The organism is Bacillus sp. RAR_M1_44, from assembly GCF_020165935.1.
GTDB lineage: Bacteria > Bacillota > Bacilli > Bacillales > Bacillaceae > Bacillus > Bacillus altitudinis.
Genome location: NZ_JAIUKX010000001.1, coordinates 632250 through 647930 on the forward strand (window position 1 = coordinate 632250; position 15681 = coordinate 647930).

Below are 15681 nucleotides of genomic sequence, written 5' to 3' on the forward strand. Positions count from 1 at the left end.
TGATGATCTTACCGTAGTATACCCTTTCTTTTTATCTTGAAAAAGAAAAAAAGATCTATTTCACTAAAAAATCCCCATATGAGATGGGGATTAAACAGATTTCCTTTTCATTTCTTCTTCTAGTCCATCTTTCTTCTCATCTGGCGGATTGACCAAACACTGATCCAGCACTTCTTGGAAGTGCTTTACAGGCACAATCGTAACCCCTTCAATCTCTTTTAAGATCGACTGCTGATTGTCATAAGGGATGATCACTGTTTTGACACCTGCTTGTTTGGCTGCCTTGATTTTTGGTATGACACCGCCGATCGGCTTCACCTGACCTTGTAATCCAATCTCACCGGTCATCGCCGTTAAATGATCAATCGGGATTTGATGAATGGCTGAGAAAATGGCTGTGGCCATCGCAATTCCAGCAGACGGCCCATCAATCGGGGCACCAGCCGGAAAATTAATGTGGATATCATATTCATTTGTTCGTATGCCTAAGTTTCGAAGCACGGTTAATACATTTTCAACTGAGCCCTTCGCCATACTTTTCCGTCTGATCGATTTAGACTGATTGCCGATGCTTTCTTCTTCCGCAATACCTGTAATATTGATACTGCCTTTTTCAAGCGCTTTACAAATGTTCACTTCAATTTCAAGCAGAACCCCGCTGTTCGGTCCATACACGGCAAGACCATTTACTACTCCTACCTTTGGCTTTTCCGGTACTTTTTGTTCATATCTTGGTGTCAGCTGGCTTGAATGAATGACCCATTCTACATCGGCGATCGTAATATCTTTTCGGTTTTCAGTGACAGCCATACCTGCGGCGATCTGTACCATGTTGACCGCTTCACGTCCATTTTTCACATAAGATGTTAACAGGTTCAGTCCTTCGTCACTTAATTCCTTCTGTATTTTCTCGACTGCTTTAGCTGCAACAATTTTCAGCTCATGCTGATCCAAATCCTTGAAGAAAATCTCCAAACATCTTGATCGAATAGCCGGCGGAATTTCGTCCGGTGTTCTTGTCGTGGCGCCAATCAGTCGAAAATCAGCGGGCAACCCATTTTGAAAAATATCATGGATGTGATTCGGGATCTGCGTATTTTCTTCACTGTAATAAGCACTATCTAAAAACACTTTTCGATCTTCTAGCACTTTGAGCATTTTGTTCATTTGAATCGGATGCAGTTCTCCAATTTCATCGATAAAGAGAACGCCGCCATGAGCATGTGTGACGGCTCCTTGTTTCGGCTGCGGAATGCCGGCCTGTCCCATGGCCCCTGCTCCTTGATAAATGGGATCATGTACAGAACCAATCAAGGGGTCTGCGATGCCTCGTTCATCAAATCTTGCCGTTGTAGCATCAAGTTCAACAAATACTGCATCTTTTTTAAATGGTGAATCAGCGTGACGCTTCGCCTCTTCCATCACTAGACGGGCAGCAGCTGTTTTTCCAACACCAGGCGGCCCGTAGACGATGACATGTTGCGGGTTCGGTCCACACAGGGCTGCTTTAAGTGCACGTATACCGTCTTCCTGCCCTACAATATCTTGAAACCCCTTTGGCCGGACTCTCTCTGATAAAGGTTCACTCAGTTTAATGGATCGCATCTTTCTGAGTGCTTCCATTTCTTTTTTTGATTCTTTATCGATCGTCACCTTTTGTGTGCGCTGATTTTTCAGTAAGTTCCAAAAGTACAACCCGATGACGATACCAAAGAACAGTTGTATGAATAATACGATTCCTGTCCAGCTCAATCGGTGCTCCCTCCTTCATCTATCGTTATGTATTGGTTTCTGTCTGCTAGTATTTCCTAGAGCTGGACGGAATAAACACAACTTCCACGATAAATAAAAAACTCCTGAATCAAAAGATTCAGGAGTCATTCAAATGGGCTTATGCTGATGTTTTTGTATCTTTATTCACGACTGTACCGTCTTTTAAGACAAGACGTGGCGGCTCACCATCAGCAACCGTTGCACCAGTAATGACACATTTCTCAATATCATCACGAGATGGAAGATCAAACATCACATCAAGCATGATGCCTTCAATGATGGAGCGAAGACCACGAGCTCCTGTTTTACGCTCAATTGCTTTTTTCGCAATTTCGCTAAGAGCATCTTCTTCAAACTCAAGCTCAACATCATCAAGCTCAAGCATTTTTGTATATTGCTTAACGAGCGCATTTTTAGGCTTCGTCAAGATTTCTACAAGTGCTTTTTCATCTAACGGCTCTAGGCTTGCAATAACCGGAAGACGACCGATGAATTCTGGGATTAAACCGAAGCGAAGTAAGTCTTCTGGCAGAACTTTTGATAGAAGGACTTCTTTCTCAAGATCTTCAATTTTATTTTCCGCACCGAATCCAATGACTTTTTGACCTAGGCGGCGTTTGATGATTTGCTCAATGCCGTCAAAGGCTCCACCACAAATGAAGAGGATATTTGTTGTATCAATTTGAATGAATTCTTGATGAGGATGCTTACGTCCACCTTGAGGCGGTACACTAGCGACTGTTCCTTCAAGAATTTTCAAAAGGGCTTGCTGTACACCTTCCCCAGATACATCACGAGTGATAGAAGGGTTTTCTGATTTTCTTGCTACTTTATCGATCTCATCAATGTAGATAATGCCTTTTTCAGCTTTTTCTACATCATAATCTGCTGCTTGGATCAGCTTTAGTAAAATATTCTCTACGTCTTCCCCAACGTAACCTGCTTCTGTTAAAGACGTCGCATCTGCAATCGCAAATGGAACATTTAAAATACGTGCAAGCGTTTGAGCAAGTAATGTTTTACCGCTTCCTGTAGGTCCAATCATAGAAATGTTACTTTTCGAAAGCTCAACATCATCAATCTTACTGTTGGAATTAATCCGCTTGTAATGGTTATAAACCGCTACAGCTAAGGATTTCTTCGCATTCTCTTGTCCGATGACATATTCATCAAGAATTTCCCGGATTTCATGAGGTTTCGGAACATCCTTGAATTCAACTTCTTCCTCAGTACCGAGCTCTTCTTCAACTATTTCCGTGCAAAGCTCGATACATTCATCACATATATATACGCCAGGTCCTGCGACCAGTTTACGCACTTGATCTTGCGTTTTTCCGCAAAACGAGCATTTTAATTGACCTTTTTCCTCGTTGAATTTAAACATTCTTTCACCCCTTATTCTTCTTCACTTGCCTGTAGCTAACAGTCAGCTACCCTTCTGGGTCCAGTATGTATGCATTTTACCATACTTTCCTAAAAGACGGTAATGATGTGTTTGTAACACTGCACATTGAGATATGTATGACAGAAAGATGCGACTTACACTATCGTTTCCAAAAGAAGCGATGATAAGTCAAAAATTGTACAAAACAAGGCACGAGTCACTCGCGCCCTGTTTTATTATTATGCACCATATTAACGGTTTTCTACAAGAAAATCAATTGCTTTACGAACTTTTAAATCTTCTTTCATTGCTTCAGTAGAACCGATCGCTTGTTTGATATTTTCAATAGGCATGTTGTATGCTTCAGCCATTTTTGAAAGTTCTTCTTCCACTTCTTCATCAGACACTTGTAAGTCTTCTGCAGCAGCAATTGCTTCAAGAGTAAGATTAGATTTTACGCGTTTAGCAGCATCTTCTTTCATTTGCTCTTTTAGCGCATCTTCATCTTGTCCAGAGAACTGGAAGTAAAGCTCAAGGTTCATCCCTTGCATTTGAAGACGTTGTTCGAATTCTTTCATCATGCGGTCTAGCTCAGTGTCAACCATCGCTTGAGGAACGTCAACTTCCGCATTTTCAGAAGCTTTTGCTACTAGCTCTTCACGAAGTTTGCCTTCTGCTTCGTTTTCTTTTGCTTCTTCAAGACGTTTCTTCGTTTTTTCAGTTAATTCAGCAATCGTTTCTACTTCTTCATCAACATCTTTAGCGAACTCATCGTCAAGTGCTGGAAGTTCTTTTGCTTTGATTTCATGAATTTTCACTTTGAATACAGCTGGTTTACCTGCAAGGTCTTCAGCATGATATTCTTCTGGGAATGTCACTTCAACGTCTTTTTCTGCACCTGCTTCAAGACCAACCAATTGCTCTTCGAAACCAGGGATGAATGAACCAGAACCTACTTCAAGAGAGTAGTTCTCAGCTTTTCCACCTTCGAATGCTTCTCCATCAACGAATCCTTCGAAATCAAGAACAACTGTATCGCCGTTTTCAATTGCGCCTTCTTCTTTGACAACAAGCTCAGCTTGACGGTTTTGCATAGCTTTTAACTCTTCTTGGACATCTTCATCAGATACAGATGTGTCGTCTTTTTCTACGTTAAGACCTTTGTAGTCACCAAGTTTTACTTCTGGCTTCACTGTTACTTTTGCAGTGAAGATTAAGCTTTCGCCTTTTTCGATTTTCTCAACATCGATTTCAGGGCGGTCAACCGGCTCGATACCAGCTTCGTCGATTGCTTTCGGATATTCAACTGGAAGAAGAATATCTAGTGCATCTTGATAAAGAGATTCTACTCCAAAACGCTGCTCGAAAAGACCACGTGGTACTTTCCCTTTACGGAATCCAGGGATTGATACTTGCTTAACTACTTTCTTAAATGCATCATCAAGTGCTTTGTTAAATGTTTCAGCGTCAACTTCTACTGTTAAGACACCTTCGTTACCTTCTTGTTTTTCCCATTTTACTGACATGTGTGTTTCCCTCCAAAAATCTATTCAGATTGTGCGTTGTTACATTCTAAAGCATCATAAAGAGTTCGTCCAATCAAAAACCACGCACTCCGCTAAAGAAGCGGTCTTATGTATACAACATTTGACTTGATTATACATAACGTCTTTCAACCGTTGGAATCTTACAACCGCACGATATATGCACAAATACAACCATTATATTATAACATAACAAGTCCGTCTTTCAACTAAATCGACAAATTACAAATAAGAAATTTCTTCAATATCTTTCAGCATTGTACAAGCTTCTCTCAGCTCTCGTTCGTTAAAATCATACAATAAATGCAATTCTTCGAGGTCAATCTCGATACCATGCATTTCATAGCCGACTTTATGAAGTGCCGCAGCCCAAAGATTCGGATCCGTATATTTAGGAAGAAATGGATATAGCACAAATAAGTGCCGGCGCCATAACTCTTCAACCCCTTGATAAAGGGTTGGGTTCTCATTGCCGAGAGTGTCATCGAGCTTTCGAAGGACTTGCTGAAGCAGTGGCATTTGCTCTGGCTTGACAGCCTCAGAAGGAACAAGCGTTAAAGAATCACCGAACTTCGTCACATGAACCGGCTTTGCCACATCATGATCTGACAGAAGTTGCAGGATCAATGATTTGACCAAAGGGTTTCCATCAGGCTTTTGTAGGATCGTATTTAATAGACCCATATGTGGCGTGATGTTTCGGTCTTTCAGCGAATGGATGAACTGCACCTGCTCTTCTGGCCGCTCGAGCATTTCATCTATATTGATTTCTCCGCTGCCTTCCTCGTCTTCGTCTAAAATCTCTTCTGGTGATTCAATCATCTTTCTGCTAAATTCAAGCAGTTTATAAAAATGCTCCGCGCTTTCTGCTGGAAGGTGATTTTCTTCAAGGACAGCCTCAATTGTTTGTTTGACTTCCTCGTACTCTTTCAGCTGAATTAAGATGGTCATATACACTTGAAGCACAGTGAAATAGTGTCCATATCCTTCATGTAGCATCTTTTCACATACTCGCTTTGCATCCTGCAGCTCACCAAGCTCTAGAAAACAAATCGCCATACCGAGATGAATATCGGATTCTTCATCGTCATCATACGATTTCGCTTCTGAAAATAAGTGAAGCGCCTCTTGATACTGTTTATCTTTTAATGCTGCCATTCCTTTTTCAATCAGTCTTTCTTTCAGACCAGGAAACAAAATGACATTATCTTTCTTCTTGTCATGTTTCATGCTTACGTTCCTTTCGGGCGCATATTTTTTATCAGTTTACCAACGAAGGTTAGTAAACACAAGTAACGAGAGGTTTTCATGCAAAAAAGAAGCCGTCACACCACGGGGACGGCTTCTCGTTGTTTATGCACGCAGCCAGTTGCTACGTTTCTCTTCAAATGCCTGAATCTCATCTTCTAGTAACAATGTTAATGAAATCTCATCATAGCCATTCAGGAGCATTTCTCTCCAGTGTGGATCTACATCGAAAGGAGTAACATTCCCTTCATGGTCTTGAATCTGTTGTTTTTCCAGATCAACTGTCATTTCATATCCTTTGTTTTCATATGATGCAGCAAACGTTTTCCACACATCATAATCAAGGCGGATCGGAAGCATCCCGTTTTTAAAACAGTTTTGATGGAAAATATCGGCGAAAGATGGGGCAATGACAATTTTGAAGCCATAATCATCAAGTGCCCAAGGCGCATGTTCCCTTGATGATCCGCAGCCAAAGTTTTCGCCTGCGATCAAAATAGAGGCTCCTTCATAAATCGGCTGATTGAGTTCAAAATCTGGATTCGGACTGCCATCTGCTAAATATCGCCAGTCGAAGAAGGCAAATCGGCCATATCCTGTTCGTTCGATTCTTTTCAAAAACTGTTTCGGAATGATTTGATCTGTATCTACATTTATACGGTTAAGCACAGCGGCTTTTCCTTTATGAGTGACTAAAGGCTCCATCTATGACACAACTCCTTACACGACTGTTTTCTCTTGATTAAACTTCCTGACATCGACAAATCGGCCATGTATGGCAGCCATTGCAGCCATTGCCGGGCTGACAAGATGCGTCCTTGCACCCTTCCCTTGACGTCCCTCAAAGTTACGGTTTGATGTAGATGCACAACGTTCACCTTCTGGCACCACATCGTTATTCATGCTGAGGCACATACTACAGCCAGATTCTCTCCATTCAAATCCTGCTTCTAGGAAAATTTCATGAAGACCTTCTTCTTCTGCTTGCAGTTTGACACTTTGTGAGCCAGGAACCACAATCGCTCTGACATGATCGGCTACTTTTTGGCCTTCAATCATAGAAGCGGCTTGGCGTAAATCAGTCATTCTTGAGTTCGTACATGAGCCAATAAACACATGCTCAATCGTAATATCTTCAATACGCTGATGCGGGTGAACCCCCATGTATTCATAGGCACGTTTTGCTTCTTTTTGGTCATCTTCTTGTGCAAAGTCTTCAGGTCCTGGAATGGCTGCATCCACAGGTAGCACCATTCCTGGGTTAATTCCCCACGTGACCATTGGTGAAATATGATTTCCATCTAAAACAATGGTTTTATCATAGGTCGCACCCGGATCTGTTCTTAGTTCTTTCCATTCTTTGATCGCTGCTTCAAAATCTTCACCCTGCGGTGCGTATTTGCGTCCGCGGCAATATTCAAAGGTCACTTCATCAGGTGCGATCAATCCTGCTCTTGCGCCTGCTTCAATTGACATATTACAAACGGTCATCCGCTCATCCATTGACATGTTTCTGAATACTTCCCCAGTGTATTCAATGACATAACCTGAACCGAACTTCACGCCATGTGCACCAATGACTGCTAAAATGACATCTTTGGCTGTTACCCCTTTTTGAAGCGTTCCGTCTACTCTAATTTCTAGTGTCTTCGGACGCTGCTGCCAAAGTGTTTGTGTGGAAAGCACATGCTCAACCTCACTTGTGCCAATCCCAAAGGCAAGTGCACCAAATGCACCATGAGTAGATGTATGACTATCTCCACACACGATTGTTTTCCCCGGAAGTGTTAAACCAAGCTCTGGTCCAACGACATGAACGATTCCTTGGTCTACACTGTGAAGGTCAGCTAGACGGACCCCAAATTCAGCACAGTTGCGCTCTAGAGCACTGACTTGCTTCTTCGCAATCTCATCTTTGATCACAAATCGATTCACAGTCGGAATGTTGTGATCCATCGTCGCAAATGTGTTTTGTGGTCTTCGCACCTTGCGCCCTTTTTGTCTTAATCCTTCAAATGCTTGAGGTGACGTCACCTCATGCACCAAGTGCAGATCAATATATAAAAGGTCTGGTTTTCCCTCGCCATTTTTGACAACATGCTGATCCCATATTTTTTCGATGATTGTTCGAGGCATAACCCTTTTTCCTCCCTCTACCTAATTCAACAAGATTTCTATTTATACAATGGTTTTCGCCCGTTGTTTGAGTGCATCTACAACGGCTTTCGTGATATCATCAGTCGTTTCATACGTTCCCTCTTTTGATGCTAGGTCCTTTGTTCGTTTGCCAGAGGCAAGGACGGCTTCCACAGCTGCTTCAATTGCAGCCGCTTCTTCTTCTAAAGCAAAGGATGTTCTAAGCAAGCTGGCTGCTGACAATATAATAGCCAGAGGGTTTGCGACATTTTGCCCCGCAATATCGGGTGCTGAACCATGAATCGGCTCATATAAATGAAGGCCGGTGCTTGATAAACTAGCAGATGGCAGCATGCCGAGTGAGCCAGTAATCATAGATGCTTCGTCACTTAAAATGTCACCAAACATATTCTCTGTCACGATGACATCAAATTGAGCGGGCTTATAAATCAGCTGCATCGCGGCATTATCGACGAGCATGTGCTCATATGCGACATCTGGATATTGGGATGCAACTTCTTCTACCGCATCCCGCCATAGTTTACTCGAAGCGAGAACATTTGCTTTATCCACAGACGTTACTTTTTTCCGTCTCGTTAATGCCATGTCGAACGCTTCTTTTAATACACGAACAATCTCTTCCTTTGTATAAAGAAGTGTATCAACCGCAGCTTCTTTTCCTTCATCATCCGTGTAGCGCTCACTTGGTTCGCCAAAGTAGAGGCCTCCAGTTAATTCACGAACGATGACGAAATCTACTCCGCTAATGTGATCTTGTTTTAACGGTGAAGCCTCACTCAAGCTATCAAATACTTTGACAGGGCGGATGTTCGCAAATAAGTCCAGCTGCTTGCGAATGGAGAGCAAGCCTTTTTCTGGGCGAAGTTCTGGCGGGTTTTGATCCCACTTTGGTCCGCCAACGGCTCCTAATAAAATCGCATCTGCGCTTTTGCACACTTCTACTGTTTCTTTAGGGAGCGGATTGTTTTTTTCATCTATCGCTATACCGCCAATGAGAGCTGTTTCGAATTCAAATTCGTGTTGAAATTGAGCCGCTGTCTCTTTCAGGACAGCGACAGCTGATGTGACGACTTCCGGTCCGATTCCATCGCCGGGCAAAAGTGCAATTTTCTTTTTCATGAGTCCCTTCCTCCTTTCTTATGAGATGGCGTGATGTTTCTCAATTTCTATTAGGTTTGATTTAAAGATTAAATGTCTATTCACTGCATTGACGTAAGCTTTAGCCGATGCTTCCAGCACATCTTGCGCTACACCGCGTCCTGCTGTTTCTTTTCCTTCTATTGAAACAGTGACATATACTTCCGCTAGTGCGTCTCTGCCTTTTCCATTTGATTGAATGCGATAGTCTAGCAAATGAATTCTTTCCTCCATACAGCGCTCAAGCGTGTTGTACACAGCTTCTACACTGCCTGCACCTGTAGCTGCTTCTTGAATGACTTCCTGCGTTTCTTGATTTTTAAGAGAGACTGTTGCTGTCGGCATTTGCTCTGTTCCATAGTGAACTTGAAGACTTTCAAATTCATAGCCGATTTTCCGGTCTGCTACTTTTTCTTCTAATATAATAGAGATCAAATCATCATCTGTGATTTCTTTCTTCTTCTCTGTTAAGTTCTTAAAAGTTTCGAAGAACTTATTGATCTCTTCTTCAGTCAATTTAAAGCCGAGTGTTTTTAAGCGGTCTTTAAACGCGTGTCTTCCGGAGTGTTTACCAAGGACAAGCACATCTGTTGTGACGCCTACAAGCTCTGGAGAGATAATTTCATAGGTTGTTTTTTCTTTGAGGAATCCATCTTGGTGAATACCTGATTCATGGGCAAATGCATTGTTTCCAACGACTGCTTTATTACGCGGTACAATCATACCTGAGTATTTGCTCACTACATCACTTGTGCGCTTAATTTCATTCAACTGAATGGTTGATTCGACTTGGTAAAAGTCTTTGCGAATATGAAGGGCAACTGCAATTTCTTCTAAAGCAGCATTTCCTGCGCGCTCTCCAATACCGTTGACAGCTGTTTCAATTTGATCTGCTCCATTTTCAATGGCAGCAAGTGAGTTCGCTACAGCCATTCCTAAATCATCATGACAGTGTGCTGACAAGATGACTTGATCGATATTTGGAACGTGTTCCTTCATATATTTAAAGATATTTCCGTACTCTTTTGGTGCTAGGTATCCAACAGTGTCAGGCAAGTTAATGACACTTGCGCCTGCGTCGATCACTTTTTCTACAATTTCTGCTAGGAAAGAAAGATCTGTTCGGCATGCATCTTCTGCTGACCACTGAACAACTGGGAAGCGCTCTTTCGCGTATTTCACCATTGAAACAGCTTGTTCAACCACTTCTTCACGTGTTTTCTTTAGTTTATGCTTGAGGTGAATGTCAGAAGTCGCAATAAAGACGTGTATTCTTGGTTGAGCTCCATCTTTTAATGCGTCCCATGCAGCATCAATGTCACCTTTCACACATCGTGCAAGTCCTGCAACTGAACAGTTCTTAATCGTTCTTGCAATTTCTTGTACGCCTAAGAAATCCCCTCGGGATGAAGCGGGAAAACCCGCTTCAATGATATTAACCCCAAGGCGCTCAAGCTGCTTAGCAATGATTAGCTTTTCTTGTGCATTTAAGTTCACTCCTGGTGATTGCTCTCCATCTCGAAGTGTTGTGTCAAAAAAATTAATTTTTCGCACCGACGCTCACCGCTTCCTTTTTCTTTCCTTGTTTAACGAAAGGCATCATTTCACGAAGCTTTCTTCCGACGATTTCAATTTGGTGCTCATTTTCATTTGCATTGATCGCATTGAAACGTGGACGATTCACTTGGTTTTCAACAATCCATTCTTTCGCGAATGTTCCGTTTTGGATGTCAGTCAAGACTGCTTTCATTGATTCTTTTACTTTTGCATCCACAACGCGTGGTCCTGATACGAAGTCACCCCATTGCGCTGTATCAGAGATTGAATATCTCATACCTTCTAATCCTTCTTCATACATAAGGTCAACGATCAATTTCAGTTCATGCAGACACTCGAAGTATGCAAGCTCTGGCTGATACCCAGCTTCTGTTAATGTTTCAAAACCTGCTTTAACTAATGAAGTAAGACCTCCACAAAGAACTGCCTGCTCACCGAATAGATCCGTTTCTGTTTCTTCTTTAAATGTTGTTTCAAGAACGCCTGCTCTTGCTCCGCCGATTGCTTTTGCATAAGCAAGTGCTTTGTCTTTCGCTTGACCTGATACATCTTGATAAATAGCAAATAGTGCAGGTACACCAGCGCCTTGCTCATATGTTCTTCTGACAAGATGTCCTGGACCTTTTGGAGCCACAAGATACACATCTACGTCACTTGGAGGAACAATTTGATGGAAGTGAACGTTGAATCCGTGTGCGAATACAAGAGAGTTGCCAGCTTCTAATTGATCTTTGATTTCTTCATCATATACTTTCTTTTGCTGTTCGTCAGGAAGTAATACCATGACGACATCTGCTTGTGCTGCTGCTTCTTTTACTGTGAATACTTGATGACCGTCTTCTTGTGCTTTTGTATAAGATCCGCCTTTTCTCACACCGACAATCACATCTACGCCGCTCTCTTTTAAGTTCAATGCATGTGCATGACCCTGTGATCCGTAACCAATGATAGCTACCTTTTGACCGTTTAATACGTTTTCTTGAATATCACCGTTATAATATACTTTTACCATTTGACTCTCTCCTTTTGTTTAGACAATTGAAATTGTTTTATTTGTTTGCGGCTTTTGCTGATTATCTCTCGCAAAGGCCGTGGTGCCAGTTCTGGCGACTTCTTTAATGCCGTATGGCTTAAGTAATTCAATGAGTGCTTCAATTTTTGAAGACTCACCTGTCACCTGAATGACGACACTCTCTCTGCTCACATCTACAATAGAAGCCCTAAACGGTTCAATGACCCCCGTGATCTCCATTCTAGATGCTGGTGCAGATACGACTTTTATCAAAGCCAGCTCTCGCTGAACGATTGATTGGTTTGTAATATCCGTTACTTTGAGGACATCGATTTGTTTGTTCAGCTGTTTTGTCAGCTGTTCGATGTCTTTCTCTTGGTCTACATGGACGACGAACGTGATGCGTGATACATCTTGAATCTCAGAATGGCCGACCGTAATGCTTTCAATGTTGTAGTGTCTTTTAGTAAAAAGGCCTGTGATTCTGTTCAGTACGCCTGATCGATTTAATACAGTCAACACAATAATTCTTTTCAAGGTTTCACCCCCACCATCTCATGAAGTCCTTTCCCCGGTGCTACCATCGGGAATACTTTCTCATCTCTCGCTACATTGACATCGATGAAAACAGGCTCTCTAGACGTTAATGCTTCTTCGAGCTTTTCTTGCGCCTCTTCGTCTGATGAGATTCTGATCCCTTTAATGCCATAAGCTTCAGATAATTTCACGAAGTCTGGCTGCTCTGAAAATTTAGAATGTGAGTAGCGTTCTTCGTAAAAAATTTCTTGCCATTGTCTTACCATTCCAAGACTGTGATTATTGAGAACAATCACTTTCACTGGAAGGTTCAGCTCACGGATAACGGCAAGTTCTTGCAGGGTCATTTGAAAACCTCCGTCTCCTAAAATCGCCACAACCGTTGCCTCTTGATCAGCTAGCTGCGCGCCAATCGCTGCCGGTAAACCAAATCCCATTGTGCCAAGCCCACCAGATGTCACCCACTTATCGGCATTTTCAAATGGATAGAACTGTGCAGCCCACATTTGGTGCTGTCCGACATCAGTTGCCACAATGGCTTCACCTTTTGTAAATTGATGAATGTATTCGATCAGCTTTTGAGGCTTAAAGCCTTCAGCTTCGTTTTCGACATACCAGAGTGGATATTCTTCCTTCCACTGATTTAGCTGGCTCTTCCACTCGTCTGATTCACCTTGTTTCCCGTCCTGCTTGATAAGTTCTTGAAGCACTAGCTTACTGTCACCAACAACTGGGATATGGGTGTGAATGTTTTTACCAATTTCCGCTGGGTCGATGTCAATATGAGCCACCTTCGCATGCTTTGCAAAATGATTGAGGTTGCCGGTTACCCTGTCATCAAATCTCGCTCCGATTGAAATGAGTAAGTCACATTGATGTAGTGCCATGTTCGCTGCATATGTGCCGTGCATACCCGCCATTCCTAGGAAAAGAGGATGCTTTGCCGGGAATCCGCCAAGCCCAAGCAATGTATGAGCGACAGGGATTTGCTGCTGCTCTACATATTGCCTTAATTCTTCCGACGCTTTGCCATGAAGAACGCCAGCTCCTGCTAGAATAACTGGTTTCTTTGCTCTGCTTACAGCTTCTACTAACTTGCGAATTTGCAAATAATTCGGCTCAATTTTCGGCTGATAACCAGGCAAATCAATTGGCTGATCGTATTCAAATGTCCCTTCAATACCAGCGACATCTTTTGGAATATCAATCAAGACTGGACCAGGTCTGCCGGTTGTTGCGATGTGAAATGCCTCTTTAATGACACCCGGTAACTCTTCTGGACGTCTCACTTGATAGCTGTGTTTTGTGATTGGCATTGTGATACCAAGTACATCTGCTTCTTGGAATGCATCTGATCCAATGACTGAGGTTGCCACCTGTCCAGTGAAGATAACCATAGGTAGTGAATCAATCATCGCATCTGCAATTCCTGTGACTAGGTTTGTTGCCCCCGGTCCTGATGTGGCAATAACAACGCCTGGTTTACCAGATACTCTTGCGTATCCCTCCGCTGCGTGAATCGCTCCTTGCTCATGTCTTGGCAGAACATGAAATAAACCAGAATCGTAAATTTTATCGTAGATTGGTAAAACGGCTCCGCCAGGATAACCAAAAATGACTTCTACTTTTTCTCTTTTGAGTGCTTCAATTAACATGAGTGCACCGTTCATCGTTTGTGGTGCATTTGATTTTTCCGTCTCCATTTGTACATTTGTCCCCATTTGATTTCCTCCTCTTTGTCTTGCTTCAGTCAAGTCCTTTCACCCTTTTCCATTCAAGATAGAGATATGAGACCATATAAAAAAGCCTTCTCACCCCACAATGACACTACTTTTCACTAGGTCAAAGGGGCGAAAAAGCTTTGTTTTTCGCGGTACCACCCTTGTTCACGGCAAATCATGCTGCCGTCTCATGGACATCTTTCATCCATTTTGGTAACGAGTGATGCAATGTCACTCGGTCTGCCCTACTATCATTTCAAGCAGACACTCAGAGGTGAGTTCACTTTAGAAAGTAACACCGGTTTCCAGCTAGCACCGGCTCTCTGTAGATACTGACTCTAAAGCTACTAGTCCTCTTCAACGTTTATCGATATCTATTTAGCTTGCGTGAATGTTTTCATCGGTAAAGACTACTTTTTCTCCTTCTTCAACGACTCGCTTGCGGAATTGTTCAAGAAGTTTGTTTGTGTGGAACCCTGGTTTTCCTTCGCCAATGATACGGCCGTCAACTTTTACAACAGCGATGACTTCGGCAGCGGTTCCTGTCAGGAAGACTTCTTCAGCTGTATACACATCATGCCTTGTGAAAGGTTCTTCTTTCACTTCGTAGCCTAAGTCTTCTGCGATTTCCATGATGGCATTTCTTGTGATGCCTTCAAGTGCGCCGATATAACCTGGCGGTGTATAAAGCTTGCCTTTTTTATAAATAAACACGTTGTCCGCTGAACCTTCAGCCACATACCCTTGATCGTTCAGCATCAGCGCTTCACTCACACCGGCCATATGGGCTTCAATTCGGACAAGAATGTTATTCAAATAGTTTAATGATTTCACTTTCGGACTCAATACGTCAGGACGATTTCGTCTCGTTGGTACTGTCACAATATCAATACCTGTTTCATATAGGTGCTTTGGAAAGATGGCCAGCGGCTCTACAATGATCACTGTGTTGGCTCTCCCGCAGTTGTTTGGATCTAAGCCAAGATCACCGGCTCCTCTTGAGACAACAAGGCGGATATAGGCATCTTTTAGGCCGTTCCTTTCAACTGTATGAATCATTTTTTCAGTGAGCTCCTCAAGTGAATATGGAATGTTCAGCATAATGGATCTAGCGGAATCATACAGGCGATCTAAGTGTTCTTTCATTCGAAAGATATTTCCGTTATATACACGTATTCCTTCGAACACACCGTCACCATATAAGAAGCCATGATCATAAACTGAAATTTTCGCATGCTCTTTTTTCACGAGTTCATCGTTTAAAAAGATCCACTGTTCCTTTTGGTCTTCCATCTTCAGTGAGCACCCTCTCTTTCAAACAAAAAGTAGTTGAATTTTCAGACACTTTATATTGAAGTGTCTCACGCTTACTCTGCGTGTCTGTTTGCTTTTGTTGAACCCATCTTACGCCGCTTTCCATACAGTGTCAACAGCATTTTTAAAATTATTAGACAATTTAGACTAATCAAAATAAAATGTATACGCTTACACCTTTGCTAGACAAGGAATGAAAAAACTTAAAATTTTTTGTATTTTTTCTTCAATTTATTTACTCTACATGAACGGTTTTCTTTTGAACAAGCTTTTGTGATATTTTTTCACATGGTTTTT

General features: G+C 42.3%; 12 protein-coding genes and 1 other annotated feature. All 12 genes read right to left on the minus strand.

What is annotated here, in order from left to right:
• Positions 1–90: 90 nt before the first annotated feature.
• The 12 genes from lonB to ilvE all read right to left on the minus strand — a co-directional run bounded on the left by lonB (position 91) and on the right by ilvE (position 15363).
• On the minus strand, positions 91–1752 hold the full coding sequence (gene lonB / locus LCD34_RS03395; RefSeq protein WP_113747119.1) for an ATP-dependent protease LonB: 1662 nt from the start codon (positions 1750–1752) through the stop codon (positions 91–93).
• A gap of 139 nt (positions 1753–1891) precedes the next feature.
• A complete protein-coding gene (clpX, locus tag LCD34_RS03400; RefSeq protein ID WP_007501568.1) occupies positions 1892–3157 on the minus strand; it encodes an ATP-dependent protease ATP-binding subunit ClpX in 1266 nt (421 codons plus the stop codon).
• 251 nt (positions 3158–3408) lie between these two features.
• Positions 3409–4683, minus strand: a complete 1275-nt coding sequence (tig, locus tag LCD34_RS03405) for a trigger factor (RefSeq protein ID WP_008342839.1) — start codon at positions 4681–4683, stop codon at positions 3409–3411.
• 240 nt (positions 4684–4923) lie between these two features.
• A complete protein-coding gene (gene ddcA, locus LCD34_RS03410) occupies positions 4924–5931 on the minus strand; it encodes a DNA damage checkpoint antagonist DdcA (protein ID WP_008342841.1) in 1008 nt (335 codons plus the stop codon).
• Positions 5932–6054: 123 nt separating this feature from the next.
• Positions 6055–6654, minus strand: a complete 600-nt coding sequence (gene leuD / locus LCD34_RS03415) for a 3-isopropylmalate dehydratase small subunit (protein ID WP_060781249.1) — start codon at positions 6652–6654, stop codon at positions 6055–6057.
• Between the two features lie 15 nt (positions 6655–6669).
• Positions 6670–8085, minus strand: a complete 1416-nt coding sequence (gene leuC / locus LCD34_RS03420; RefSeq protein WP_007501575.1) for a 3-isopropylmalate dehydratase large subunit — start codon at positions 8083–8085, stop codon at positions 6670–6672.
• Between the two features lie 42 nt (positions 8086–8127).
• Positions 8128–9225 (minus strand): 3-isopropylmalate dehydrogenase, encoded by a 1098-nt coding sequence (gene leuB / locus LCD34_RS03425; RefSeq protein ID WP_224558514.1) that lies wholly within the window; start codon positions 9223–9225, stop codon positions 8128–8130.
• Positions 9226–9243: 18 nt separating this feature from the next.
• Positions 9244–10797 (minus strand): 2-isopropylmalate synthase, encoded by a 1554-nt coding sequence (locus tag LCD34_RS03430; RefSeq protein ID WP_008342850.1) that lies wholly within the window; start codon positions 10795–10797, stop codon positions 9244–9246.
• Entirely contained in the window at positions 10784–11812 is a 1029-nt protein-coding gene (gene ilvC, locus LCD34_RS03435; protein WP_007501581.1) for a ketol-acid reductoisomerase, read from the minus strand. Before ilvC ends, LCD34_RS03430 begins: the two co-directional genes overlap by 14 nt.
• Before the next feature lie 18 nt (positions 11813–11830).
• On the minus strand, positions 11831–12349 hold the full coding sequence (gene ilvN / locus LCD34_RS03440; RefSeq protein WP_007501584.1) for an acetolactate synthase small subunit: 519 nt from the start codon (positions 12347–12349) through the stop codon (positions 11831–11833).
• Complete coding sequence (gene ilvB / locus LCD34_RS03445) at positions 12346–14070, minus strand: acetolactate synthase large subunit (RefSeq protein ID WP_008342854.1); 1725 nt, start codon at positions 14068–14070, stop codon at positions 12346–12348. Before ilvB ends, ilvN begins: the two co-directional genes overlap by 4 nt.
• A gap of 122 nt (positions 14071–14192) precedes the next feature.
• Positions 14193–14440, minus strand: a binding site (T-box leader).
• Between the two features lie 8 nt (positions 14441–14448).
• Entirely contained in the window at positions 14449–15363 is a 915-nt protein-coding gene (gene ilvE / locus LCD34_RS03450; protein WP_060781250.1) for a branched-chain-amino-acid transaminase, read from the minus strand.
• Positions 15364–15681 lie beyond the last annotated feature (318 nt).